18 protein-coding genes, 1 other RNA gene and 1 pseudogene are annotated in these 26,433 nt (G+C 61.9%); 17 read left to right on the top strand and 3 right to left on the bottom strand.

The window, feature by feature from the left end; translation table 11 throughout:
• Positions 1–230 precede the first annotated feature (230 nt).
• The 3 genes from BINDI_RS06470 to BINDI_RS06460 all read left to right on the top strand — a co-directional run bounded on the left by BINDI_RS06470 (position 231) and on the right by BINDI_RS06460 (position 2,835).
• Entirely contained in the window at positions 231–1,052 is an 822-nt protein-coding gene (locus BINDI_RS06470) for an aspartate kinase (RefSeq protein ID WP_148301997.1), read from the top strand.
• Between the two features lie 7 nt (positions 1,053–1,059).
• On the top strand, positions 1,060–1,629 hold the full coding sequence (locus BINDI_RS06465; protein ID WP_033491138.1) for an ACT domain-containing protein: 570 nt from the start codon (positions 1,060–1,062) through the stop codon (positions 1,627–1,629).
• Between the two features lie 135 nt (positions 1,630–1,764).
• On the top strand, positions 1,765–2,835 hold the full coding sequence (locus BINDI_RS06460) for an aspartate-semialdehyde dehydrogenase (protein WP_033491139.1): 1,071 nt from the start codon (positions 1,765–1,767) through the stop codon (positions 2,833–2,835).
• Between the two features lie 90 nt (positions 2,836–2,925).
• Here BINDI_RS06460 and BINDI_RS06455 read toward each other — a convergent pair whose 3' ends face one another.
• On the bottom strand, positions 2,926–3,930 hold the full coding sequence (locus BINDI_RS06455) for a sugar-binding transcriptional regulator (protein ID WP_033491141.1): 1,005 nt from the start codon (positions 3,928–3,930) through the stop codon (positions 2,926–2,928).
• Between the two features lie 247 nt (positions 3,931–4,177).
• On the opposite strand from BINDI_RS06455, the gene BINDI_RS06450 reads away from it, so the two are divergent.
• From BINDI_RS06450 to leuA, 6 genes are all read left to right on the top strand, one after another.
• The gene (locus tag BINDI_RS06450; protein WP_033491142.1) at positions 4,178–5,167 is read left to right on the top strand and encodes a phosphotriesterase family protein; all 990 of its coding nucleotides are present in this window, start codon (positions 4,178–4,180) and stop codon (positions 5,165–5,167) included.
• A gap of 5 nt (positions 5,168–5,172) precedes the next feature.
• Complete coding sequence (locus BINDI_RS06445) at positions 5,173–5,862, top strand: 3-dehydro-L-gulonate-6-phosphate decarboxylase (protein ID WP_052109011.1); 690 nt, start codon at positions 5,173–5,175, stop codon at positions 5,860–5,862.
• A 274-nt stretch (positions 5,863–6,136) separates the two neighbouring features.
• A complete protein-coding gene (locus BINDI_RS06440) occupies positions 6,137–7,093 on the top strand; it encodes a sugar kinase (RefSeq protein ID WP_033491144.1) in 957 nt (318 codons plus the stop codon).
• A 44-nt stretch (positions 7,094–7,137) separates the two neighbouring features.
• On the top strand, positions 7,138–8,499 hold the full coding sequence (locus tag BINDI_RS06435; RefSeq protein ID WP_051875732.1) for an MFS transporter: 1,362 nt from the start codon (positions 7,138–7,140) through the stop codon (positions 8,497–8,499).
• A gap of 112 nt (positions 8,500–8,611) precedes the next feature.
• Complete coding sequence (locus tag BINDI_RS06430) at positions 8,612–9,232, top strand: DUF5701 family protein (RefSeq protein ID WP_033491146.1); 621 nt, start codon at positions 8,612–8,614, stop codon at positions 9,230–9,232.
• A gap of 120 nt (positions 9,233–9,352) precedes the next feature.
• Positions 9,353–11,263, top strand: coding sequence for a 2-isopropylmalate synthase (gene leuA, locus BINDI_RS06425; RefSeq protein ID WP_033491148.1), 1,911 nt, complete (start codon positions 9,353–9,355; stop codon positions 11,261–11,263).
• A gap of 119 nt (positions 11,264–11,382) precedes the next feature.
• Here the strand turns inward: leuA and BINDI_RS06420 are convergent, their stop codons facing one another.
• On the bottom strand, positions 11,383–13,644 hold the full coding sequence (locus BINDI_RS06420) for a transglycosylase domain-containing protein (RefSeq protein ID WP_033491294.1): 2,262 nt from the start codon (positions 13,642–13,644) through the stop codon (positions 11,383–11,385).
• Positions 13,645–13,962: 318 nt separating this feature from the next.
• Here BINDI_RS06420 and BINDI_RS06415 point away from each other — a divergent pair, with 318 nt between their 5' ends.
• A complete protein-coding gene (locus BINDI_RS06415; RefSeq protein WP_033491150.1) occupies positions 13,963–15,105 on the top strand; it encodes an inositol-3-phosphate synthase in 1,143 nt (380 codons plus the stop codon).
• A gap of 186 nt (positions 15,106–15,291) precedes the next feature.
• Here BINDI_RS06415 and glf read toward each other — a convergent pair whose 3' ends face one another.
• Positions 15,292–16,449: a UDP-galactopyranose mutase gene (gene glf / locus BINDI_RS06410; protein WP_033491151.1), complete on the bottom strand. Its 1,158-nt coding sequence runs from the start codon at positions 16,447–16,449 to the stop codon at positions 15,292–15,294.
• Between the two features lie 198 nt (positions 16,450–16,647).
• Between glf and ffs the strand changes: the two genes are divergently transcribed.
• The 7 genes and pseudogenes from ffs (at position 16,648) to BINDI_RS06380 (ending at position 26,389) form a co-directional block, all read left to right on the top strand.
• Positions 16,648–16,738, top strand: an RNA gene (gene ffs, locus BINDI_RS07350) — signal recognition particle sRNA small type.
• A gap of 174 nt (positions 16,739–16,912) precedes the next feature.
• The gene (locus BINDI_RS06405; RefSeq protein ID WP_033491152.1) at positions 16,913–17,935 is read left to right on the top strand and encodes a phosphatase PAP2 family protein; all 1,023 of its coding nucleotides are present in this window, start codon (positions 16,913–16,915) and stop codon (positions 17,933–17,935) included.
• 122 nt (positions 17,936–18,057) lie between these two features.
• A complete protein-coding gene (gene topA / locus BINDI_RS06400) occupies positions 18,058–20,988 on the top strand; it encodes a type I DNA topoisomerase (protein WP_033491154.1) in 2,931 nt (976 codons plus the stop codon).
• Positions 20,985–21,638 (top strand): annotated as a pseudogene (gene tmk, locus BINDI_RS06395) (dTMP kinase); the annotation flags it as partial. The gene topA and the pseudogene tmk, both read left to right, overlap by 4 nt.
• A gap of 239 nt (positions 21,639–21,877) precedes the next feature.
• Positions 21,878–23,038 (top strand): DNA polymerase III subunit delta', encoded by a 1,161-nt coding sequence (locus tag BINDI_RS06390; protein WP_033491155.1) that lies wholly within the window; start codon positions 21,878–21,880, stop codon positions 23,036–23,038.
• A 205-nt stretch (positions 23,039–23,243) separates the two neighbouring features.
• Positions 23,244–24,770, top strand: coding sequence for a C69 family dipeptidase (locus BINDI_RS06385; RefSeq protein WP_033491157.1), 1,527 nt, complete (start codon positions 23,244–23,246; stop codon positions 24,768–24,770).
• Positions 24,771–24,868: 98 nt separating this feature from the next.
• Positions 24,869–26,389, top strand: coding sequence for a formate--tetrahydrofolate ligase (locus BINDI_RS06380; RefSeq protein WP_033491158.1), 1,521 nt, complete (start codon positions 24,869–24,871; stop codon positions 26,387–26,389).
• The last annotated feature ends 44 nt before the right edge of the window (positions 26,390–26,433 follow it).

Here is a 26,433-nt window from a genome sequence, read left to right as displayed (position 1 = left end):
TCCCTGCAATCTTAAGTTCACGGATGTGGTGATGAAGAGGCGATGCGGAATCGGTCGCCGAAAGCCGGAGCAATCGGCGCCGACAGGTAGTCGTTCCCTTCATTCCCGACTGAGGCTGGTGGTTTTGGGTCCACATGCTGGTGACCTGGGGGTTCAGGACCATGGACGTTCATATAATGGCCTCTCGTAACGTAAGTTCAAGTGGCTCAACCTTCGCGGATGGAATAGCAGTGGCTCTTATCGTTCAGAAATTCGGCGGATCCTCGGTAGCGGATTCGGATTCCATCAAGCGTGTGGCCAAGCGCATCATCGAGACCAAGCATGCAGGCAATGATATGGCTGTCGTGGTTTCGGCCATGGGAGACACCACCGACGATCTGATTGACCAGGCCCTGGACGTGGACTCCAATCCCCCCGCCCGGGAGATGGACATGCTGATGACAGCCGGTGAGCGTATTTCCATGAGTCTCCTGGCCATGACCATCCATGCCCAGGGTGAGAGCGCCCACTCCTTCACCGGCTCCCAGGCCGGTTTCATGACCGATGCCCGGTATGGTGCGGCCCACATCCGCAATGTCAAGCCCTATCGTGTGATGGATGCGCTGAAGCATGGCGAGGTCGGTATCGTGGCGGGGTTCCAGGGGGTCAATGCCGACGGCGACGCCACGACGCTCGGTCGCGGGGGGTCGGACACTTCGGCGGTGGCCCTTGCGGTGGCCCTTCACGCGGATGTCTGCGAGATTTACACTGATGTGGATGGGGTCTTCACGGCGGATCCCAGAATCGTTCCCACCGCCCGCCGTATTTCCAGGATTTCATACGAAGAGATGATGGAGATGGCTGCGGGTGGATCCAAGGTTCTGGCCCTGCGTTGCGTGGAATACGCCCAGAGGTTCCGCATGCCCATCCATGTGCGCAGCTCTTTCTCGCACCGGCCGGGGACGCTGATCGTGTCCCAGGATATGGATGTGTCGGATATCCCCAACCTGGCGCCGAATCAGTGTCAGGTGGCCCAGGCGCAGCTGGACAACCAGCCGGGCCGTGAAGGATGACGGAAGGATGAATATGGCAGGCGGCAAATCAATGGGTGACCTCTTCCCGGACCTGAACGGTCCCGAGGCACCCATCATCTCGGGCGTGGCCCATGACCGCAGCGAGACCCAGGTCACTCTGCGGTCGGTCCCCGACAAGACGGGCGTGGCCGCCAAGCTCTTCACCATCCTGGCCGAGGGCGGCATCAACATCGATATGATCGTTCAGGCGGGTGCCTCCACCGGCACCGTTGATATTTCCTTCACCCTGCCCAGTGCCCAGGCCGACCAGGTCCACCCCCTGCTGGATCAGGCCAGGGACGTCATCGAGTTCAAGTCGGTCGACCTCAACTCCGATGTAGGCAAGGTCACCCTGGTTGGCGTAGGCATGAAGACGCACTCAGGCATCACCGCCACCTTCTTCCGGGCGCTGAGCGACAAGCACATCAACGTGCTGATGATCTCCACCTCGGAGATTCGCATCTCGGCCCTGGTCCCGCTGGAGGACCTGGATGATGCCGTCAAGGCCGTCCATACGGCCTTCGAACTGGACGCGGATCAGGTCGAGGCGGTCGTCTACGGCGGTACAGGTCGCTGACCCGCGGATCACCGCTACAATCAAAAAACCAGGGAAAATCAAACAATCCGGATCAATCCATGCAGGGAACCGGCACACTTCCGGTCCGGCTCCATGCATCCGTTCTGCGGCGGATGGGTCGGAGAGGAGATTAGGATGACGACGATCAACGATCGGGGCATCAACGTTGCGGTGCTGGGCGCCACAGGGCAGGTCGGCATGGTTGTGCGTCGAATTCTGGCCGAGCGCGGTTTTCCCGTCAGAGACCTGAGATTCATGGCTTCGGCCCACTCCGCCGGGCAGGAAGTGGACTGGTGTGGGCATCCCATCATCGTGGAGGATGTCGAGAAGGCGGACCTGGCGGATATCGACCTGGCTATCTTCTCGGCCGGTGGCGCCACCTCGAAGGTCTGGGCTCCCCGCTTCGCCGAGGCGGGTGCCTATGTGGTCGACAACTCCTCCCAGTGGCGGATGGACCCTGAGGTGCCCCTGGTGGTTTCCGAGGTCAACCCCGAAGATCTGGATCGGATTCCTCGCGGCATCGTGGCAAACCCCAACTGCACCACCATGGCCTGTATGCCTGTGCTGAGCCCCCTGGCCAAGGCGTACGGTCTCAACCGACTGATTGTCTCCTCCTACCAGGCGGTTTCCGGTGCTGGTCGGGCGGGAGTTCTCCAGCTCAGGAACGAGGCGGCTGCGGCGGTTGAGCAGGGCGCGGACAAGCTGGCGTTCGACGGTTCGTCCATCGACTTCCCCGCCCCCACCAAGGTGGTCAGGACCATTGCGTTCGATGCGGTTCCCTTCATCGGTTCGCTGGCGGATGACGGAAGCGAGGAGACCGATGAGGAGCAGAAACTGCGCAATGAGAGCCGTAAGATACTCCACCTGCCCGGTCTCCAGGCCTCCTGCACCTGTGTTCGTGTCGGGGTCTTCACCTCGCATGGCATGAGTATCAACGCCGAATTCGACCAGGACGTGACACCTGACCAGGCCAGGGACCTCCTGGCCGCGGCTCCTGGTGTGAGCCTTTCCGATATCCCGACCCCGCTCCAGGCGGCTGGCAAGGATCCCAGCTTTGTTGGCAGAATCCGTCAGGATCAGGCCGTGCCGGGCAGGAAGGGGCTGGCCATGTTCGTCGCCAACGACAACCTGCGCAAGGGTGCCGCCCTGAACGCCGTGCAGATTGCCGAGGTCATCGTCGCCAAACACTTTGCGGACCGGGCCTGAGTCCTGGGGGTCGCCTTGAAGGGCATGGTCGGGGAGTGGGGAAGTGCGGATGCCTGACCGCTGAGCTGACGCACCCGCCCGGTCACGGTATCACTGCCGTTTTCTGCCCCCGGTTTGCCTGTCATCCAGCTCCAGGATCCCCTCCGCGGTCTCCCTGTCGGTGGCCAGGGCCGAGATTAGCCCCGCCCTGAGGCAGGCCAGGATTCCCGGCACCTTCTGGTGCCCCCAGGCCACACCGATGACCAGGGGTATGCGCTTGAGCCGGTCAAAGTCGATGGATATGGTCCGCTCGCACAGGCTGGTGCGGATGTGGTTGCCCTGGGCGTCGATATGGTGGCCGCAGATATGCCCCACCGCCTTCCGGGCTGTCACCTCCCGAACCAGGTCGGCATTCTCGTAATCGTGGAAGATATGCCCGGAGCGCCCATCCTCCACGGATCCGACGCCAACCACGGCCACGTCCGCATGGCCGCCCAGGGTCAGGGTGTCGGCAATCTGCTTTTCCTTGAGCATGGCCTTGGCGATGGTCTTGGAGGAGAGAATCATGGGTACGGGCAGGGAGGTGTAGTTGCCTCCCAGGCGTTGGGCCAGCATCCTGCAGATCTCCGGCGAATCCGTCATGGGGTTGTTGGGGGAGAGGGAGCCGATCATCTGCGCCACGTTGGTCTTGCCCCAGTTCTGGAGCGGTACCTCCCGCACCGTATAGGCCACGGCATTGCCGTTGGAGACCGTAACGAGGGAGTCGGGCCGGGTATGTTCCACCAGGAGGGACGCGGCGCTGCGTGGGACCACATCGTAGCCCGTGCATCCCGAAGGGGGCTCGGAAACCCTGGCATAGTGCAGGTTGAAACGGCCTATCAGCTCGTTTTCCAGGTTCTGCAGCCGCTCCAGGGGGTCTCTGATGGTGACGGAGACCAGGCCCTGGTCCTCGGCTTCCTTGAGCATCCGCGAGACGGAGGGCCGTGAGTACCCGACCCTTGCCGCAATCTCGGACTGAAGCATGTGGTCCTCGTAATACATGCGGGCGATTTTCAGGAGGAGCTGGACCCGGTCGCGCGCCTGTGCGGAGGTCATCAGCTGCACGTTGCTGAACATATGTACATCTTATCAAGTACTTGTGGTGCCAGCAAGGCAAAACAGAACTGGGCAGTTGATGAATAAATCAGCTATTTTTGCCCGGAAGGTCCCGGTTGTAGTAGAACTGGCAAGCATATGTACATTACCTGGGTTGCCATTGTGTTTGGTCCTTACCTATCCTGGACCCTGTACGAGGGCGCCGGTGCCATAGGGTGGCCGGATGTGGTGCCCGACAGCCGCAGAGAAGACAAACAAAGGAGTTCGAATGGCATTCGCAAGAACGATCCTCGGAGATGTGGACCCCGGGACCCTGGGTGTCGTCAACAGCCATGACCATCTGATTCGCGTCGGGGCCGGAGAGGTCTACCTGGATGGTGACCACCAGCTGGATTCCGTCGAGAAGGCCCAGACCGAGGCCGGGTACTTCGCCAAGGCTTCCCTGAACTGGAGCGACCAGGGTGGCACCGTGGTCGATATGTGCCCGATCAACTGTGGCCGCGATATCGAAAAGCTGGTCGAGGTGGCCCGCTCCGTTGACCATTTGCAGGTCATCGGTGCCACCGGCTTCCACCGTGAACACGTCTACCTGGAGACCCAGTCGCACTGGATCAACCGCTACAGTGTGGACCAGATCGCCGACCTGGTCATCGCCGACATCACTGAGGGTATCGACCGCAACGACTACACGGGTCCTCTGGTGGACCGCAGCCCCTACAAGGCCGGTGTCATCAAGATCGGCACTGCTTACGGCAAGATCACCCCCTTCGAGCACAAGTGCATGGAGGCCGCAGCCAAGGCCGCCATTGCTACCGGTGCCCCGATCAACACCCATACCACCTACGGCACCTGCGGCCTGGAGCAGGCCCAGACCCTCATCGAGCTGGGCGTCCCGGCCGATCAGATTGCCATCGGACACATCCAGCGCAATGCGGATGTCTACTACCTGGAACAGATTCTCGACCTGGGCGTCTACCTGGAGATCGACGGTACCAACCGCATCAAGTACCAGCCCGATTCCAACAGGATCATGGAACTGAAGGCCTTCAAGGACGACGGCTTCGAGGACAGGATTCTCCTGGGCACCGATTCGGGCAAGCGCTCCTACCAGAAGGTCTACGGATCGGTCAGCGGCGTTGACTACAACCCCGCCGTGGACGGCCCCCGCATGATCGCCGAGGGGTTCGATCCCGCCTACGTCGATAAGCTGCTTATTGGCAACGCCCGCACCTTCTTCACCTTCCGCAAGGAGGCCTGATCGCCATGGCGAAGGAGAACCAGCCGGGCACCGAGGGAGCCCTGGAGCGGCCGCGGTTGCAGATTGCCCTGGACACCTTCGACATGCCTTCTGCCTTGAAGCCGCTTAACGCGGCCATCAGCAAGATTGACGTCATCGAGTGCGGTACCGTCCTGATCATTGCGGAGGGACTGAAGGCCGTCCGTGAGATCAGGGCGCTCTACCCCGGGAAGACCATCCTGGCCGATGTGCGTATCGCCGAGGCCGGAGCGGTCATTTCCAGGGCCTGCTTCGAAGCCGGTGCCAACTGGGTCTCGGTCGTGGCCGGGGCCAGCATGACCACGGTGGGGCAGGTCGTCAAGGTCGCCCAGGAGTTCGGTGGTGAGGTCCAGATTGAACTCGGGGAGAAGTACGACTCCGACCAGGCCAGGCAGTGGCGTGAACTTGGTGCCACCCAGGTCATTGTTCATCGTTCCCGGGATGCCGAGGCCGCAGGAACCTTGACCTGGGGTGAAAACGACAAGGCTCGCATCCGTGAACTGCATGATATGGGATTCAAGGTCACCGTCACAGGTGGCGTCACCGCCAAGGACCTCCCCTTCTTCGAGGGTGTTCCTGTCGGTGTGGTCATCTCGGGTCGCGGCATTGTCAAGGCTGACGACCCGCTGGCGGCGGCGACCGAGTTGCGGGACACGATTGACAGGGTCTGGCCCTGACAGTCCCAGAGAATTCCGCTCGTCCGTAGTACGGATGAACGGTTCCGGCCCGGTGGTCCGGATGGATCCACCGGTGCCGGACCATACCCCCTGCCGGAGTTGCCGGGCTTCGGCGGGGCAATGACCGACCAGGCAGTAGAAGGTTGAACCGGTGGACCACCACCGCAGGTGGTCCACCTGGATCTGATCCGTTCATGACGGATCGAACAAGGAAAGACCGGAGAAGGACATGGCTGTCCTGATACGGTTCGAGTGAAACAAGCTAAGGAATACGATGGCAGAGCATACCTATGACCTTTCAACGATTGGCGAGGGTCAGATCAGACTTACGGTCAGGAGGGGCGAGCGCCTGATGAATGCGCGCTCCGTCCTGATGAACCCGGCATGTTCGGAGGCCAACGTGGCCGGTGTTCTGGCCCAGTTGCAACGCAAGACCCTCTGGACCTCGTCACTGCCCGAGGGTGATCTGGGCGAGTATGTGCTGAGCGAGTACCGCTCGGTGGGGGTGGACATGAGCACCATGGTCCGCAAGCCTGCCAGCCGTATCGCCCTCTACTTCATGGAGCCGGGCGAACCTCCGATGCCGGCCAACGTGATCTACGACCGGGAGTACACCCCATTCAGAACCACCGGGGTGAACGATTACGACTGGGACCGGATGCTTGATACCCGTCTGGTCTTTTTGACCGGCATCACCGCAGCCTTGACCGATACCACTGCCGAGGTGGTGACCTACGCCGCGGACCAGGCCGCCAAGCGGGGCATTGACATCGCCCTGGATGTGAACTTCCGCAGCAAGCTCTGGACGGGTGAACAGGCCCGGCACATCCTGGAACCCATCGCCGAGAAGGCCCGCATCCTCTTCTGCTCCATCAAGGACGCTAAGAGCGTCTTCGGGATAGAAGGAAGTGGGGAAGAGGTCTGCGAGCAGCTCTATCGGCGCTTCGGCAATGAGTACATCATCTCCACCAACCATCTGGACGGTCCCTATCTGCATACCTCCAAGGGGGTCAAGAAGTACACGACCACCACGGTTCCCGTCGTTGACCGCCCCGGTGCCGGTGACTCCTTTGTGGCCGCGACCCTGCATGGCTTCCTCTCAGATGATGTGGATTGCGGCGTGCGCTGGGGCCAGCGGGCCGCCGAATACGCTCTGACCCATATGGGCGACCTGACCCGTATCCGCGCCCATGAACTCGATATCCCCCTAGGCGATGACATCAACCGTTGAGAGCCGAAACCGACCTTCAGCATACTTACGAAAGAGAACGCACCATGAGTGACACACAAGCCCAAGCGGGTCGGGGAGGTCTGACCGCTTACGAGCAGATCGACACCCGCCCCCTGACCGGGCATCAGAAAAGCATCATCGGACTGGCCATAGCCGGGAACATATCCGAGTTCTTCGATATGTTCCTGATCGGATTCGTGGTCTCCCTCCTGACCTCGGCCTGGCATCTGACCGGTGTCTCGGCCGGTATCATCCTGGCCTGCTCCGGTCTGGGCACGGTCATCGGTTCCATTGTCTGGGGCCGTCTGGCCGATCGGTTCGGACGCAAGCACGCCTTCCAGTGGTGCGTGCTCTGCTTCGTTGTCTTCACGGCCCTGTCGGTCTTCCTGCCGGATGGAGCCTGGATTCTCCTGGCCGTTCTCCGCATCGGCGTGGGTATCGGTGTCGGGGGTCTGAACATCATCTCCATCCCCTACGTCCAGGAATTCGTGCCGTCCAAGCAGCGCGGCATGCTCTCCGGACTGGCCTCGGTCTTCATCCCCCTCGGCCTTCTGCTCGGCTCGGTGGCCCAGAGCGTGATTGGGGAGAACTGGCGGATACTGGTGGCGCTGGGTGCCATCCCGGTCCTGCTTCTTTTCTGGCTGGCCATGGTTCCTGAATCACCAAGGTTCTACCAGAGCGTCGGGCGTGATGACGATGCCCGCAAGGCCCTGGGGTGGGCCCTGGAACTGCCGACCGACCAGGTCGGTGCCCTTCCCAAGGTCGAGCAGGAGCAGAAGGCCAGCTACGGCCTGCTCTTCTCCAAGCACCTGAAGCCGTTGATCATCATCTCGGTCGGTTCCTTCTGCTTCATCCTGGGTTCCTTCGCCATCCAATCCTGGGGTCAGACCCTGATGAAGGACGCCTTCGGTTTCTCCACCAAGATGGTGGCCTACCTCTTCATGGGTGTTTCCGTGGCGGACTGCATCGGGAGGTTCGGTTCGGCCTGGCTGGCCGACGTCATCGGCCGTCGCTGGACCATGTTCTCCTTCGGCATCATCGGTGCCCTGGGTTGCTTCTATGCAGCTTTCTTCCACAACTCGGGCTGGCAGTTCTACATCGCCGTCCTGGTTATCATGACCTTCGCCGACGGTGTCTTCGGTATCCTCAACGCCTTTGGAGGCGAGCAGTTCCCCAATGATGTGCGTTCGACGGGTCTGGGTCTGGGTTACGGCATCGGAGCCACGGCAAAGATCGTCGGGCCCATCTTCATGGGCCTCCTGGTCGGCGGGGATTATGTCTCCCAGCACATCAACATCGGTGTCGTCACCACGGCCTTCACCTTCTTCGGTGTCTGCCTGGTCATCGGAGCCGTTGTCTATCTCTTCGCCCAGGAAACCAAGGGCAAGGATCTGGAAAGCCTCTGATTCGGATTTCCGCAGGGCGGGGCCGTCTTCAAGGGAAGCGGCCCTGCCCCTTGCATGTCCGGGAGGTCCGGGCGCGAGTGCCGGATTGCCGGGTGGCCTTACACTTGATGGCATGACCAAATCATCTGACGAGGCTCGGCGGCAGCTGGACAGAATCGTGGCCCTGGGCTATCCGGACGTGGCCGACATCAGCGCCGCGGCCTTCAGATCCCTGGCCCAGCCGCTTATCTCGGCCCTGGAGGGGACCGAGTTGGGTGATCGAATCCTGCTCATACCGACCCGGGAGCTGGTCAGCCCCGAGTCCCTGATATCCCGTACCAGCATCAACAGGATGGCCGGATTCACAACCATGCCGCCCCGGGATATTGCCAGCTTCATGCCACAGAACGGATTCGAACCCCCCGAGGGACCCTTCTACATCGTTCTGGAACCCCACACGGGTACCTGCTATGTCAACAGGGAACCCGATGTGGCTCGCAAACTCATCGATTCCGACGACCGCCTCCCGCTCACCCTGGAGGAGGGTCTGGCCATAGCCACCCAGCATCCGGACTGGCTGGCGGTGAAGAACGGCTTCAACCTGCTGGGGTCCCATAGCGCGGACGGGCGCGTCCCCAGCATCTGGATGAGCCAGAACGCGCCCCGACTGGGGTCGGTCTGGCCAAATTCCCGCCATACCTGGCTGGGTAACGCATACTGCCTTGGCCGTCGCGGCATCTCACTGTTCAGGTAGGCCCGGCCTTCATCCGTCTGCCCCGACATCGCCGAAGTCTGGACCTGGCGGTGGGTCAAGCACATATTTGATGCACAATGTACAGAAAATGAAAACAAGAGAGCAGCAGAAGGAGGAGTGATGGATCGGGATCATACATCCGTATTCGATCTCGCGGCACAGGCCGCAGCGTCCAATGGGGGTAACAACGATCTGTTGCTGCCTCCCCGTCGGTTCGTTGGCTCGCCCCAGAAGCCCAGCGCCATGCCTTACACCAAGTACGTGGCCTATAACAAGCAGGTTCCCTTCGATTATCCAGAGCGGACCTGGCCCGAGAAGACCCTGAAGCGGGCGCCCCGCTGGTGCTCCGTCGACCTGCGCGACGGTAACCAGGCCCTGGTGGACCCGATGGACTCCGAACGGAAGCTGCGTTTCTGGAACCTCTTGCTTTCCATGGGCTTCAAGGAGATCGAGGTGGGATTCCCCTCGGCCTCCGAGACCGATTATGACTTCATCCGCCTCCTGATAGAGCGTGAGCTGATTCCCGACGATGTGACCATCGTGGTGCTGACCCAGGCCAGGGAGCATCTGATTCGACGCACGTACGAGGCCCTGCGCGGGGCCAAGCGGGCCGTGGTCCATTTCTACAACTCGGTTTCGGTCCTCCAGCGTGAGGTGGTCTTCCGCAAGGACAAGGCCGGCATCAAGAAGCTGGCCACCGACGCTGCCGAGCTCTGCAGGTCCCTGGAGGCGGATGCCGGGGAGACCGAACTCTATTACGAGTACTCACCCGAGTCCTTCTCCGGGGCCGAGCCCGAGTTCTCCCTTGACGTCTGCAACGCGGTCATCGATGTGATCAAGCCGACACCGGAGCATCCGATGATCATCAACCTGCCCAACACGGTCGAGATGACCACTCCCAACGTCTTCGCCGACGAGGTGGAGTACATCTCGAACAACCTGCACGACCGAGATGCCGTGGTCCTCTCCCTCCACCCACACAACGACGAGGGCATGGCCGTGGCCGCCACCGAGCTGGGTCTCCTGGCCGGTGCAGACCGGGTCGAGGGGTGCCTCCTGGGCAACGGGGAGCGTACCGGCAACGTTGACATCTGCACGGTCGGACTGAACATGCTGGTCCAGGGCATCGACCCCCAGCTGGACTTCTCCGACATGCCGAATATCCGTAGAACCGTGGAGTACTGCAACCAGATCAAGATCTCCGAGCGGCACCCCTACGCCGGCAACTTCGTCTACACGGCCTTCTCCGGCTCCCACCAGGATGCCATCAAGAAGGGTCTGGACGCCCGCCAGCAGGCCGCTCTGCGTGACAACGCGAATCCGGAGGACTACCTCTGGCTGGTGCCCTATCTGCCCATGGACCCCAAGGATGTCGGTGGTAGTTATGAGGCCATCATCCGTGTGAACTCCCAGTCCGGCAAGGGGGGAATGGCCTATCTGCTCAAGGCCAACCACAACCTGGACCTGCCCAAGCGCCTGCAGGTCGAGTTCGAGCGACTGGTCCAGGCTTATGCCGACAAGACCAAGCACGAGGTCAAGGATGCGGATATCTGGCGCCTCTTCAAGGACGAGTATCTGCCCGTCGAGGAGAGCGGCAGCGTGGCCGGTGGCGAGTCCATGGCCGACAAGGACGATGAGTCCCTCAGCCAGTGGGGCCGCCTCAAACTGCTGAGTGTTTCCGTCTCCTCGGGCGAGGACGGCTCGGACACCGAGCTGGAAGCGACCGTGTTGGACAGGGGTCTGGGCTCCCAGGACGAGGAGAGCAAGCGCCGCATCAAGGGGCATGGTAACGGTCCCATCGCCGCCTTCCTGGATGCCCTGAAGTCGCAGGACCTGACCGTTTCGGTCCAGGATTACGCTGAGCACGCCATGACCGCCGGGACCGATGCCCTGGCCGCCTCCTATGTGGAGTGCAAGGTGGGTGAGCCCGCAGAAGCCCGAGTGATTTGGGGCGTCGGCATCGACTCGTCGATTTCGACCAGCTCCCTCAAGGCCATCATTTCGGCCATTAACCGGTTCGAACGAATCTGACCGGAGTGTCCGGTGACACGGAAAGGCCGTTCCCCCGATTGGTGGGAACGGCCTTTCCGTTTCGCCTCACGGGCCGTTGCGTCCGGTCCTGCGGGCTCTGCTCTTCGGGTCTTCCCCGACTACTGCCCTGTCGCCGGCGGGCTGTTGCTCTGTGTTGTCTGACCTTCCTGGCCGCCTTCGCTTCCGGTATCGGTGCTTCCGCCCTGTGCCGGGGTTTTCTCATCGTCTGAGCCGCTGCCGGTGGAACTGCTCTCATCCTTTTTGGCTTCGGGTGTCGGTGTTTGGGAGGGTACGGCCTGTTCGTAGGACCGGGGGGTGTAGTTGCTGCGTCCTCCGCCGGTTCCCCAGGTCCCGTCCGGGCCGCCGATCTTACCCTTGTCGACGGCGTTCGGGAACTTCTCGACCGGACTGTCGCCCAAGGCGCCCTTCATGTACTGGGTGAAGAGGCGGACCGGGTAGAACTGGTTCTGGTAGACCTCGGGTACCTTCAGGGCGCTTCCATCCTCGCCCTGGTTCCAGACCGCGAAGGTGGTCAGGACCGAAGGGGTGAATCCGATGAAGGAGATGGCCGTCTCGTCGTTTGCGGTTCCGGTCTTGCCTGCGATGGGCCGCCCCAGGGACCGGGCATAGGAGCCGGTGCCGTACTGGACCGTTGAGGTCATGGCCTTCTGAAGGAGTGCTATCTGATCCTGATTGAAGACCTGGTCGCCCTTGATGGCGGCTGTGTACAGTTCCTGATCCTTGGAGTCCTTGACCTGGCTCACCAGGTGGAGCTCGGGCTTCTTCCCCCCGTTGGCCAGGGTGGCGTAGCCCTGGGTGGCGTCGTAGACGGTCAGGGCATCCAGACCCAGGGTGTCGAAGGTGGTTGTGTCATCGATCTTTCCAGTGATACCTGCCGTGTGGGCCAACTGGGCGGTCTTCTGGGAGGTGACATGCTCGCCCAGGTCCATGAAGACGGTGTTGACCGAGTTGGCGAAGGCCGAGTAGAGATTGATGTATCCGTAGCTCACCTGACCTGCATTGGCCACGGACTTGCCAACGCTGGAGAAGGTCCTGGGGGAGTTGCCGTTGAAGACGGTGTTGAGGCTGACCCCTTCCTGGATGGCGCCCAGAAGGGTGTAGGCCTTCATGGTCGAGCCTACCTGGAAGGTGGCCTGATCCACGTTGTTGAGCTGTTTGACCAGGTAGTCGTCGCCCGCATAGAGGGCGATGATGGACCCGTCACGCGGGTTGACCGAGAGGCCACCGGTCTGCAGGGTCGGCGGAAGGTCCTTGTCTCCGGTGGAGGGACTGGCCACCTGGAACATCAGATCCTGCTTGTCCTTTTCGATGGTCGTGATGATCTTGTATCCGCCCGTGTCCAGGTCGTCCGCGGTGAAGGGGGCCTTCTTCCCCTCCGTCAGCTCGTTGCGGACCATTCTCAGCAGGTACCCGTTCGGGCCCTGGTAGACGTTCCTGGGGGAGTAGTCGATGGTCTGGGGCATGGAGGCCTTGGTCTTGTCGGCATGGCTGATGTAGTGGTCTTCCTCCATGATGCCCAGGACCCGATGGAATCTGGACTCCGCCTGCTTGGGGCTGACTGCGGGGTCCCAAGTGGTCGGAGCCGGGATGATGCCCGACAGCATGGCGGCTTCGGACAGGGTCAGGTCCTTGGCGTTCTTACCGAAGTAGTTCTGGGCTGCCGCCTCGATCCCATAGGCCCCGCGCCCGAAGTAGATCGTGTTCATGTAGTTGCACAGAACCTTGTCCTTGCTTTCGGTCTGTGAGATCTTCAGGGCCAGGATGGCCTCGCGCAGCTTCCCCTTGTAGGTGGTCGTTTCGCCCAGGTAGTAGCGTTCGGCATACTGCTGGGTGATGGTGGATCCACCCTGGCGGGTCCCCTTGGTCACGTTGTTGAAGAGGGCTCGACCGATGCCTTTCAGGTCGATGCCGCTGTCGTTGTAGAAGGAGCGGTTCTCGGAGGCGACGATTGAGTTGCCTACGTACTGCGGCAGGACAGCACAATCGATGATTTCCCTGTCCTGGTTGGCATAGGTGCCGATCGGGGTTGTTCCGTCAGCAAAGTAGACCGTGGTCTTCTGGGCCAGGGCCTGCTTCTCGGGCGGTACGATCTCGGTGGTCAGGTAGAGGTAGGCGAAGCATCCTATGGCGGCTACGATAAGGGTCGCCAGGATGCCCAGAATCCACTTGAGCAGGAGATGCCGCTTCTTCTTGGGCGGCTGACGGTGTCCGCCCCGGTCAGATCTCACGTCCGAGCGGTGTGAGGGGGCCTTGTTGCTCTTCTTGCCCCTGATCTTGGTGGTTTGCCCCACCTGGCGGGTCGAGGGGGCTGGATGCCTTCCCTTCGCTGCCGAGTTGACTGTATGAGTCTGTTTGGCCATGAGAACCACGCTAACCGTCCTGGTTGAAAACCGTTCGACTCAAGGCTGAACGTCCATCATTCCCGTACGTTTCCGTCGCTCGGTACCTGCTGTTGCTTCCCTGGCGGGAGCGGGCGGGTGCAGGTATGTATATATCCTGTACACATATATGCGCCTGGTTCCAGGGTTTTGGGCTGCGGTACGTCCGCGCTGCCGCGGCATGAGGCTCTGTCCGGGGCCGTTCTCGCTCCGGGAACGAATTCCTCGTCCTGTTCCTTGCAACTCGCTGGGAACAGGTATGCTTAGGTTGGAATAACTCAGTTAATCAGAGGAGTTTGTATGAGCATCCGTGTAGCTATAGCGGGCGTGGGCAACTGCGCTTCCTCGCTGGTGCAGGGAGTCGAATATTACAGGGACGCCAAGGATGATGACAAGATCCCCGGCATCATGCACGCCAATTTCGGTGGGTATCGCATCCGTGACATCGAATTCGTGACCGCCTTCGATGTGGATTCACTCAAGGTGGGCAAGGACCTGAGCGAGGCCATCTTCGCTTCCCAGAACAACACCTACAAGTTCAGCGACGTGCCCAACCTGGGTGTCGAGGTCATGCGTGGCCCCACCAACGACGGCCTGGGTGAGTACTACAGCAAGATGATCGAGGAGTCCGACGTCGAGCCCGTCGACGTGGCCCAGGTCCTGCGTGACAAGAAGGTCGACGTCCTGGTTTCCTACCTGCCCGTCGGTTCCGAGGAGGCCGACAAGGCCTATGCGGCGGCGGCCCTTGAGGCCGGCTGCGGCTTCGTCAACTGCCTGCCCGTCTTCATCGCTTCCGACCCCGAGTGGGCCCAGAAGTTCCGCGATGCCGGCGTGCCGATCGTGGGCGACGACATCAAGAGCCAGGTGGGCGCAACCATCACCCACCGTGTCATGGCCCGTCTCTTCGAGGACCGCGGTGTCCGCCTGGATCGCACCTACCAGCTGAACGTCGGCGGCAACATGGACTTCATGAACATGCTGCAGCGTTCCCGCCTGGAGTCCAAGAAGATCTCCAAGACCCGAGCCGTCACCTCGATTGTTCCCCACGAGATGGATGAGCATAACGTCCACATCGGTCCCTCGGATTACGTGGCCTGGCTGGATGACCGCAAGTTGGCCTTCGTTCGTCTGGAGGGCACGACCTTCGGCGATGTGCCGCTGAACCTGGAGTACCGCCTCGAAGTCTGGGATTCCCCCAACTCGGCCGGTATCGTCATCGACGCGGTCCGCGCCGCCAAGATCGCCCTGGACCGCCACCTGGCCGGCCCGATCCTGGCCCCCAGCTCCTACTTCATGAAGTCCCCGGCTGTGCAGCATGAGGACAACGAGGCTCGTCAGCTGGTCGAGGATTACATCGTCGGCAAGGTCGAAGGCGACGAGGATGCCCTCAACGCCGATGTCAAGACCGCCAAGGACAACGGCAAGGACGTCTGGCACGCCTGAGCCAAGGCAGGTCCGCCCTGGTTCGGTCCTATGGGGCCGGATGGGGCGGCGTGCATGAAACGCCAGTGACCTGTTTCGCTGGCATTTGTGCTTATAGGAACGGCCGGTCACCTATCGCAGGTGACCGGCCGTTCGCGTATCCCGACCGGACCAAGGGTGCCGCCTCTGGACCAGGCGTGCATCCGCTCAGTCAATCAGAGGCTTGACCTTCTTTTCCCAGGCATCCAGGGCGGAGTTGATGACCTGGTGCATGTCGTAGTAGGCATAGGTGCCCAGGCGGCCCCCGAAGACCACCCGGGGCTCCTGCTCGGAGAGACCCTTGTACTCGGAGTACAGGGCTCGGTCATCGCTCGTGTTGATGGGGTAGTAAGGCTCATCTCCCTTGCCGGCGAAGCGGCTGTATTCCTCCCAGACCACGGTGCGTTCATGGTTCTGGCGGTCATGGCGTTCGGGGTTGAAGTTCTTGAACTCGATGGCCCGGGTGTAGGGGACGTCCGGATCGGAGAAGTTCATCACCGGGCATCCGAAGTGGTCGTCTTCGTCGTAGCGCCGCTCCTTGAAATCGACGGTGCGCCACTTGAGTTCGCCCAGGCGATAGTCGAAGTACCGGTCGACCGGGCCTGTGTAGACCAGGGGGACCTGGCCTACCAGGGCATCACGGTTCCAGGGCTGGGTGGTGTCGAAGAAGTCCGTGCCCAGACTGACCTCGATGCGGGGGTCGTCGATCATCCGCTCGAACCAGGCGGTATACCCCTCCTTGGGCAGCCCCTCCCAGGTGTCCTTGAAGTAGTGGTTGTCGTAGTTGAACCGCACAGGGAGTCGCTTGATGATTGATGCGGGCAGCTGGGAGGGGTCGGTCTGCCACTGCTTGGCCGTGTAGTTCTTGATGAAGGCCTCGTAGAGGGGTCGTCCAATCAGGGAGATGCCCTGGTCATTCAGGTTCGCCGGGTCGGTTCCTGCCAACTCGCCGGCCTGCTCCCGAATCAGGTCCCGGGCCTCCTGGGGGGTGTAGCGGGCCCGGAAGAACTGGTTGATGGTTCCCAGGTTGATGGGCAGGGGGAAGACCTCCCCCTTGTGGGTGGTGTAGACCCGGTGGGTGTAGTCGGTGAATTCCGTGAAACGGTTGACATACTCCCAGACCTTCCGGTTGGAGGTGTGGAAGAGGTGGGCCCCGTACTGGTGAATCTCGGCACCGGTCTCCTTGTCCATATAGGAGTACGCATTGCCTCCGATATGATTCCGCACGTCGATGATCCGCACCCGTGCTCCGGAGTGCTCGACGGCCTGTTGGGCCACGGTCAGGCCGAAAAGGCCAGCACCGACGATAACCAAATCTGCATCCATACTGTGACTTCTTCTGTTCTTCCGGTCCTGCCGGATTCCTAACTTCCTGGCTGGGTTCATGATATCGGAGCCTTCCTGGTGCCGGGAGCCGGCCCTGATGAAACAGACTGAATTTTTACCTCCACCCGGTAGGCCGGGCGCGGCCTGGCCCTATTTCAATGAGGCGCGTCAATCGTTGTGGTCTGCTATCATGGTGACTTGCTCTCACGTGGCGTTATGTCACCCAATCCCCCCAGGGCAGGAATGCAGCAAGGGTAAGTGGCCTCTGTCGGGTACGTGGGAGTTTTCTTATACCCGGTGGTGGGGTGTTTGTTGGATATTCAGGGTGGTTCCGTGTGATTCGAATCCGCCTTGGACGGGTGCCATCCGGTGTTTGCGGATTGCCGTTTGGGTGTGAACGACATGCGCTTCTTATGCGTCGGAGCCGTGTCCAGGGCCCGGGGTTTGGATAAAGTCGGGTGATATGACCGATATGCGAAATCAGGGTCAGGCCGAGCAGGTCTGGTATCAGGACCCGAAGGACCAGCACGTTGAGGACAGTGGGGCCTTGAAGGAGATGGACCCGCTGACGGTCCGCCCGCGCATGTCGAGCCGCATGCTCTGCCTGGTCCTCGGGCTGTTGATGCTGGCCGCCTCCGCCGGTGTCTGGTGGCTGGCCGTCTACACGATGGGCGGGCAGTCCTATGACGACATGGTCATTTCGAACTTCAACGGTTTCGTCGATCAGGTCCCCCTCATCAAGGCCTACCTGGGCATCTTCACCATGCCCTATGTGGCCGCTGGAATGTGCGTTCTGATTGGTCTGATTGCCCTGGTGGTGGTTCTGGTCCGCAGGCGTTGGTGGCTCCTGGGCCAGGTGGTGGTCTACCCCCTGCTCGCCTATCTGTCAGGGAGGATTCTCAAGAAGTACCTGCCCCGCCCCCTCCTGATCAATGTCCTGTCCACCAAGGAGAACTCCGCCCCCTCGGGGCACACCATCATGGCCGTGACCGCGGTTCTGGTCCTCCTATTCGTGGTGCCGAGGGTCTGGCGGGCCCTGGTGGCTTTGATCGGTTTCGCTTTCACCCTCTCCGTCGGCTGTTCCCTGATTCTGGGCGGATGGCATCGACCGGCCGATGTGGTCATGTCCATCCTCATCGCAGGGGGGCTGGGGCTGATTACGCTGGTCTTCACCCGGTCATCCGGTATGGATCTGCCGGGAACCCGCATGTCGTCGGCATCGGTCCAGATCGTCTCCACCCTGATGATGACCCTCGGAACCCTGGGAACCCTCTATGCGGTTTTCGTCATCTGGCAGATTTCCTCCGGCTTGGAGATGAGCGCCAGGTGGACCTTCTACGGGGCCCACTGTTCCGCCGTCATCCTCATCGCCTCCCTCCTTTCGCTCCTGCTCGGTCTGTCCCTGGCCATGCGTCAGGTGACCGCCTCGCCGCTCACCCGTTTGGGCCTGGTCGGTGAACCACCTGCCCCTCCGCGCGAAATCTAAGGCCGTCGGCGTATCCGCGAGAGCATCCGTCACGTCCATCCACGCACAGTGGCGTTGATTTGCGACATGACGACCTCTGGTGAGTAAGATGGCGTGCGAAGAACACTATATAAGGAGAGGCCATGGCATCCGGCAATAAGCTTGTCATTGTTGAGTCGCCAACCAAGGCAAGGAAGATCGGTGGATATCTGGGCAAGGGATACACCGTCATGGCCTCGGTCGGTCATATTCGTGACCTGGCCCAGCCCTCTCAGGTGCCTGCCTCCCAGAAGAAGGAATACGGCAGGTTCGGGGTCGATGTGACTGACGGGTTCAAGCCCTACTACATCGTGGACGATAAGAAGAAGAAAACCGTTTCCGAGCTGAAGAAGGCCCTGAAGGGTGCCGATGAGCTGTATCTGGCAACTGATGAGGATCGCGAGGGGGAGGCCATCGCCTGGCACCTGGTGCAGACCCTCAAACCCAAGGTCCCCGTCAAACGCATGGTCTTCCACGAGATAACCCCGGAGGCCATCAAGGACTCCCTGGATCACACCCGCGATGTGGACGCCGACATGGTCGATGCCCAGGAGACCCGGCGGGTGCTGGACCGCCTCTACGGGTACGAACTCTCTCCCGTGCTCTGGCGGAAGGTGGGGCCCGGCCTGAGTGCGGGACGTGTCCAGTCCGTGGCCACCCGGCTGATTGTCGAGCGTGAGCGGGAGCGAATGGCCTTCGTCCGTGCGCCCTACTGGGATTTGGTGGCCGAGCTGGCAGCCGGATCGGCCGCTGATGCCGAGGATGACCAGCCTTCGACCTTCAAGGCTCAGATGGTCCAACTGGGTGACCGGCGCCTGGCATCTTCCAAGGACTTCACCAGCAAGGGGCAACTGACCGAGACGGCAGCCAAGGACCAGGTCCTCCAGATGGATCAGGCCCAGGCCGACCGAATCGCCGAAGCGCTCGCAGACCAGCCCTTCACCGTTGTCGGGATGGAGACGAGGCCCTACCGGCGCCGGCCCCAGCCCCCCTTCACCACCTCGACCATGCAGCAGGCTGCCGGTAACAGACTGGGGATGAGTTCCCGGGCTGCCATGAGGGCGGCCCAAGGACTCTACGAGAACGGTTACATCACCTACATGCGTACCGATTCGGTCACGCTCTCCCAGGAGGCCATCGCGGCCGCGCGAAAGAGCGTCACCAGGGTCTACGGGTCCGAATACCTCTCGGCCAAGTCCAAGCAGTATGTGACCAAGACGGCTGGCGCCCAGGAGGCCCACGAGTGCATCCGTCCCGCAGGCTCATCCTTCCGACGGCCCGAAGATCTGGCTTCCGTCCTGCCCCCTGACCAGCTCAAGCTCTACACCCTGATTTGGCGCAGGACCCTGGCTTCGCAGATGGCCGATGCCACGGGATCGACCGCTTCCGTACGCCTATCGGCCCAGGCCGGTGAGGATGGGGAGGCCATTTTCCAAGCCTCCGGTACCGTCATCGAGTTCCCTGGTTTTATGAAGGCCATGGGGTACGGGACCGAGAAACCCAAGGGCGCCGCCGGTAAGCGCGACAGGGCCGAATCGACCGATTCCGCGGCCGACAACGGGTCCCTGCCGCCGATGAAGAAGGGCGACCGGCTCAAGGCCTCATCGGTGAACCCCGATGGTCATGAGACCCAGCCCCCGGCCCGCTATACCGAAGCCTCCCTGGTCAAGACCCTTGAGGCCAAGGAGATTGGTCGGCCTTCCACCTACGCCAGCATCATCTCGACCATTATCGATCGTGGCTATGTCTACGAGCGTGGTCGCGCACTGATTCCCTCCTGGCTTGCCTTCTCGGTGGTCAGACTTCTGGAGACCAACTTCCCCCGGTATGTGGACTACCAGTTCACGGCCCAGATGGAAAACGGCCTGGACATGATTGCCCACGGCAAGGAGAAGGGGAAGGACTGGCTGACCCGCTTCTACTTCGGATCCGGAGAGGGTGCGGCGGAGAGCACCGACCAGGCCCACCAGGGACTCCAGGAGCAGGTTGCCCAGCTGGGTGACATCGATGCCCGGAAGATCAACACCATCGAAATCGGCGATGGACTGCAGGTCCGTGTGGGCCGCTACGGCCCCTACCTGGAGGATACGGCCGATTTGGATGCCGAAGGGAACCCCAAGCGTGCCTCCCTTCCTCCGACAATGGCCCCCGACGAGCTGACGCCTGCCGTTGGTCATGAGCTCATTGCTTCCAATGCGGGCGGCCCCAGGCAGCTGGGTATCGATTCGGAGACCGGTGGTCAGGTCGAGGTTCGCAAGGGTCGGTTTGGCCCCTATGTGGCCCTTGTCGATCCGGAGAGCCAGGAGGCCGAGGAGAAGAAGACGGTTGCATCCGCCAAGTCGGGCAAGGGTGGACACGCAGCCAAGTCCGAGGCCCCCAAGCCAAAGATGGCCTCACTGTTCAAGACCATGGACCCCGATACGGTGACCCTGGAAGATGCCTTGAAACTGCTCAGTCTGCCCAGGACGGTGGGCACCGTTGAGTTGGTCGATACCAAGACCGGGCAGATTGACCAGGCTACGGTCACTGCCAACAACGGCCGGTATGGCCCCTACCTGACGGCAACCAAGCCGGATGGCGGCACCGAGACCAGGTCCCTGAGCAACGAAGGCGAGATATTCACCGTCGACCAGGCCGCAGCCAAGGCCCTCTTCGACCAGCCCAAGTATGGCCGCCGTACCCGTGGAAGCGCCAAGCCGCCCCTCCGTGAGCTGGGCCAGGACCCGGAAAGCGGGAAGCCCGTCACCATAAAGGACGGGTTCTACGGGGTCTACATCACCGATGGACAGACCAATCGGACCCTTCCCAAGCAGTACACGGCCCAGTCCATAGAGCCCGAGGAGGCCTTCCGTCTCCTGGCCGAGAAGCGAGCAGCCGGTCCCAGGAAGCGTCGGACCAAATCATCCGGAACCAAGTCCAAGACCACCAGGAAGACAACGACGAGAACCGCTAAAACCTCTCGCACGAAGACGACTGCGGCCAAGAAGACCGCCAGCACGCGCAAGAAGAGCGCGACTACGGAGAAGAAGGCATGAGCGACGGATTATTCATATCCTTCGAAGGCGTTGATGGGGCCGGAAAATCGACCCAGACCCAGCGGGTCCACGCCTACCTGCAGGAGCGTGGGCTGAGGTCCCTGGTAACCCGGGAGCCGGGTGGCACGCCTGCCGGTCTGGCCATCAGGGAGCTGGTCCTGCATGGTATGGCCTCCTTCCCCTCCCTGGCGGTGACCGGGGGGACGGATGTGGTTGATTCGACCGACGATCTGGCACCCCGCACCGAGGCCCTTCTCTATGCGGCAGACCGTGCGGAGCACGTGGCCCAGGTGATCAGGCCCGCCCTGGACCGGGGTGACATTGTTCTGTGCGACCGGTACCTGGATTCCTCGGTGGCCTATCAGGCGGGGGGTCGTGAACTCTCGGCCGATGTGATCCGGCAGTTGAGTCTTTGGGCCTCGGACGGCCTCCTCCCCACCAGGACCTATCTTCTGGATGCCGATCCCAGCCAGTCCAAGCAGCGGTTGGACCATGAGCCCGACCGGTTGGAATCAGAGGGTGACGACTTCCAGCGGAACGTGAGGGAGGCCTTCCTTCGCCTGGCCGAGGAGGAGCCCGACCGGTTCGTGGTCATCGATGCCTCCCGGTCCGTGGAAGAGGTCTGGTTGCAGATTCAGCATGATTTGGATGGTCTGATTGAAGGCAGGACCCCCAATCTTCCCGCCCCGGCCGAGGGGCCCGATGATTCGTCCTACGACGAAGACGGTGTGGATGATGAGTCGGATGCCGACGAACCGGACCAGAATGACGATATCGAGGATGAGGATGCATCCGATTCCGAGGCTGGCGATGCTGGGAGGAATCAGCCCCCTTCCGCGGCTGTGACGGCACGGGGAATCTTCAGGGGCCACCTCCTCAGGAAGGCACGATGAGCGTCTGGGATGCCATCGTCGGGCAGGAGCCCACGGTGGCCCTGCTCAAGCAGATTGTCGCCTCGCAGGGACACGACCGTGACTCGGTGGCCCAGTCCTGGCTGATTTGCGGACCTCCTGGATCCGGGAGGTCGAACCTGGCGCGTGCCTTTGCGGCGGCCCTGGTCAGTCCTGATCATGGGCTTGACGATCAGCCCAGCCGTATCACCCAGCAGGTCTTGGCCGGGACCTATCCCGATGTAACGGTCCTGTCGACCAACAAGGTCACCATCGGCATTAACGAGGTTCGTGAACTCATCATGACCTCGGAGCAGATGCCGTCCACCTCGCCCTGGCGGGTCATCATCATCGAGGACGTGGATAGGATGCTGGAGCGGACCACCAATGTCCTCCTCAAGGAGATAGAGGAGCCCGCCCCCCACACCATCTGGCTTCTCTGCGCCCCCAACGCCCAGGACGTTCTGCCGACCATCCGTTCGAGGACCAGGGTCGTCAACCTGGCCATCCCTTCGAATACGGCCGTTGCCGGTTTCCTGACCGATCAGGTGGGTGTGGAACCACCCCTGGCGGCCAAGGCGGCCCGCCTGGCCCAAGGGCATATCGGCATCGCCAAGCTCTACGCCACCCGCGAGCAGGTGCTGGTGGACCGTGACGACCTGGTGGTGGGTCTGCTCAACCTCCACCGTGCCTCGGATGCCGTGGTCCTGGCCGGGAGGGTTGTCGATGCGGCCAAGGACCAGGCCACCGATACGGTCAACGAGCAGGTCAAGCGTGACGAGCAGGAGTTCAGGGCCATCAACGGACTTGCCCCGGACGAGCGCATTCCCAGGCAGCTCCTCGGTGCCTACCACGCGCTGAGCAGCAAGGACCAGGTTCGTCGGCGCGTGACCAGGTTGACCAGGGACGTACTGGATCGGAATCTGACCACCCTGGCAAGCGTCTACCGGGACGTGGGCGTTCTCCAGAACCAGGCCGAGGAGACGGCCGGACTGGTCAATCTTGAGAACCGTGCGGCCATCGCCGAACTCTCGGTGCGGCTCTCGCGTGAGGATGCCATAGAGCGACTGGAAATCATAGCCAGAACCCGTAGGCGACTGGCTGCCAACGGCTCCACCCTGCTGGACTTCGAGGCCCTGTTCTGCGGGCTCCTGGCATAGCCTTCTTTGGGAGGGCTGTCGGTCACGTCCGAATCCGTGCCCTCCTCCTGGAATCAGGCTCCCGATTGGGAGCGGCAGGCATTAGAGTAAAAACATCGTAAGTCGGCCCCGAACCGGGCGCGGTCGTCCCGCTGGTCGTTCATCGGCAGTGGATCGGTCCCTCGTCGGGATTCTGATACATCCGAAGAAAGGGAGGCACGGTTTCATGCCCTGCACCACGCTGTTGATCGGCAAGAATGCAAGCTATGACGGGTCCACCATCATCGCCCGCAATGAGGATTCGCCCAACGGGGAGTTCCGCCCGAAGCGGTTCGTCGTGGTGGAGCCGGACGAACAGCCCCGCCACTACCGCAGCGTCCTGAGCCATGTGGAGATGGACCTGCCCGACAACCCCATGCGCTATACCTCGGTACCCAATGCCGTACTGGATCAGGGTCTCTGGGCCGAGGCGGGCGTCAACTCCGCCAACGTGGCCATGTCCGCCACCGAGACCATTACCACCAACGAACGTGTTCTGGGTGCCGACCCTCTGGTGGAACTGGCACCTGCCCTGGGCAAGCCCGGTGAGGAAGGTCACCTGGCGGAGGTGCCTGGTGGCATCGGCGAGGAGGACCTGGTCACCATCGTCCTGCCTTACATTCGTTCCGCTCGGGAGGGCGTGCAGCGTCTCGGTGCCCTTCTGGAAGAGTTCGGCACCTATGAAATGAACGGCATCGCCTTCAGCGATCTGGATGAAATCTGGTGGCTGGAAACCATCGGTGGCCACCACTGGATCGCCAAGCGGGTCCCCGACGACTCCTACGTGACCATGCCCAACCAGCTCGGCATTGATGAGTTCGATCTGGACGATGCCCTGGGTGACCAGGAGAATCACATGTGCTCGGCCGACCTGCGCACGTTCATTGACGACAACCATCTGGATCTGGCCGTCGAGTCCGAGTCCCCCTTCAACCCGCGTGATGCCTTCGGTTCACACAGTGATTCGGACCATGTCTACAACACCCCCCGCGCCTGGTACATGCAGCGCTTCCTGAATCCGTACGACGAGGTCTGGGACGGGCCCGATGCCGACCATAACCCCACCAGCGACAACATCCCCTGGTGCCGTCAGCCCGAGCGGAAGATCACCATCGAAGACGTGAAGTACCTGCTGGGCTCCCACTACCAGGGAACCCCCTACGATCCTTACAGTGCGACCGGCGACGAGCACACCCGAGGTCTCTTCCGTCCCATCGGAATCAACCGGAACGACCAGCTGGCCGTCATCCAGCTGCGTCCCTACCGCCCCGAGTCCTGCCGGGCCATCCAGTGGATGTCGTACGGGTCCAACGCCTTCAATGCCCTCATTCCCCTCTATGCCAACGTCGATCGGACCCCAGAATATCTGAGCAACGCCACCAACCGGGTCTCCACCGACAGTCTCTACTGGGCCGACAGGCTGATTGCCGCCCTGAGCGACTCGGCCTTCGCTTCGACTTCGGCGGCCATCGAGCGTTATCAGCAGAGTGTGGGCGGGGCCGGTCACCGGATGATTGCCGCTGCCGATGAACAGGTCGGCCGCCTTGAGGGGGATGACCAGAGTACGGATAATCTCGAGGTTCGCCGGATTCTCGAGGCCGCCAACCAGGAGTTGTCCGACAAGGTTCGCAAGGAGACCGACGATCTCCTGGGTGAGGTCCTGTACACGGCCAGCATGTCCATGCGTAACGGCTATCACCTCTCCGACAACTGATCCGGACCGAGCCGGTCCCCCTGTCCGATACGAGAAGAGAAGCGAACAAGTCCGCCGCCGCCAATGCCACGACGACACGGCGCAAGGAGGAGGAAATCATGACCGATTTCGAGGATTACGTCAGACCGTATGGGCTGTTCAGCAAGATTGATGCCTTCGGCTATCTGAAGGATCTTCAGGAGCATCCCGACCAGCCGCGCAAAGAGGGCAAGGTCATCCTGGTCACCGCGGATACCCCCCTGAAGGCCTCGCGCGGCGAGGGCAAGACCACCACCACCATCGCTCTCATCGATGCCCTGCGGGCAAGGGGTGTGGATGCGGCCGCCGTCCTGCGTCAGCCCAGCATGGGTATCACGGCGGCAGGATCCAAGGGGGGTGCATCCGGTGGCGGAAAGGCCTCGCTGACCCATCCGGAGCTGGTGGACTGGGGTCTGTGCGGTGAGATGGCCGCCATCGAGTCCGCCCAGAATCTTCTGGTCTCCTTTGCCGAGAAGGCCGTTGACGAGGGGAGGCTCGACACGGTTCTGGTGCCCAGGGTATCCGAGGTTCCTTCCCGTTCCCTCCGCCAGATTGCAGTGGATCGCGGGAAGGGGAACCTGTCCGAACGGACCGTTCTGACCCCCACCTGCGAGCTGATGCAGATAGTGGTCCTCTCCCGGAGCATGGAGGAGATCGGGCAACGGGTCGCCGCCATGGTGGCGGGTACCCTGGACGGGAAGCCTGTCAGGTTCGGTGACTTCATCGACCTCTGGCGGATTACCGGTATCCTGACCGATGCCGTCAAACCCGCCTATACCGAAACCCTCCAGGGTTCCCCCGTCTACGTGCACTGCGGCCCCTTTGCCAACGTCTCCATCGGTATCCCCAGCCTGGTCAGCGTTCAGATGGCCTGTGCCCGGCACGACGTGGTCATCGTCGAGGCCGGATACGGGGCTGATGCCGGTGCCCAGAAGTGGCTGGATATCGCCGCCCGTGAGTATGGGGCCCAGTGGCCCGCCGCAGCAGTTGTCGTCACCCGGGCCACCACCTGGCGTGACGATCCCAAGCTCCAGTGGCGTTATCCCTTCCACGTCAACCGTCTGGAGAGCCTGGGCATCCCCACCTTCCCGATGATCAACCTGTGGGAGGGCGAGGACGGCCAGGCGGGCCAGCTCCGCCAGACGGCTTCCGATCTGGGCTTCCGTAGTCCCATTATGGGGAATCTCTTCCGCGATGGCGGCCAGGCCCTGGAGGACCAGCTGGATGGTCTTATCGAGGCTTTGGGAGCGCCTGCCCCCGCTGATGCGGATACGGTCAGCCATCATGGGATGGACGTGATGGATCAGATCTGCTGGATTGCTCGGAGCGCTTATGGTGTTCCCGGCAGCCGAGTGGTGGAGAAGGACGGGTTCGCCCAGTCCCTGGAGCAGGCCAGACAGCTCTGTACCCAGGTTGGCGTGAACCTGGAGGATATGACCATCGTGGCAGTCAAGTCCCCGGCCACCATGACCGATGACGACACGGCCCCGGAGGATCAGCGAACGGTTACTCTGAAGAAGGTTGAGCCCCATGTTGGAGCCGGTCTGCTCCAGGTCAACCTGACCACCTCGCTGACCACTCCCATGCCCAAGATTGTCTGAGGTGAGAGCGTGCCCGGCCTTCCCGTACTAGGCGGAAGGGCCGG

Origin of the sequence: Bifidobacterium [indicum] DSM 20214 = LMG 11587 (genome assembly GCF_000706765.1) — a bacterium.
Lineage (GTDB): Bacteria > Actinomycetota > Actinomycetes > Actinomycetales > Bifidobacteriaceae > Bombiscardovia > Bombiscardovia coryneformis.
Note: the sequence above shows the minus strand (reverse complement) of the source record. Positions and strands in the feature narration are given on the sequence as shown.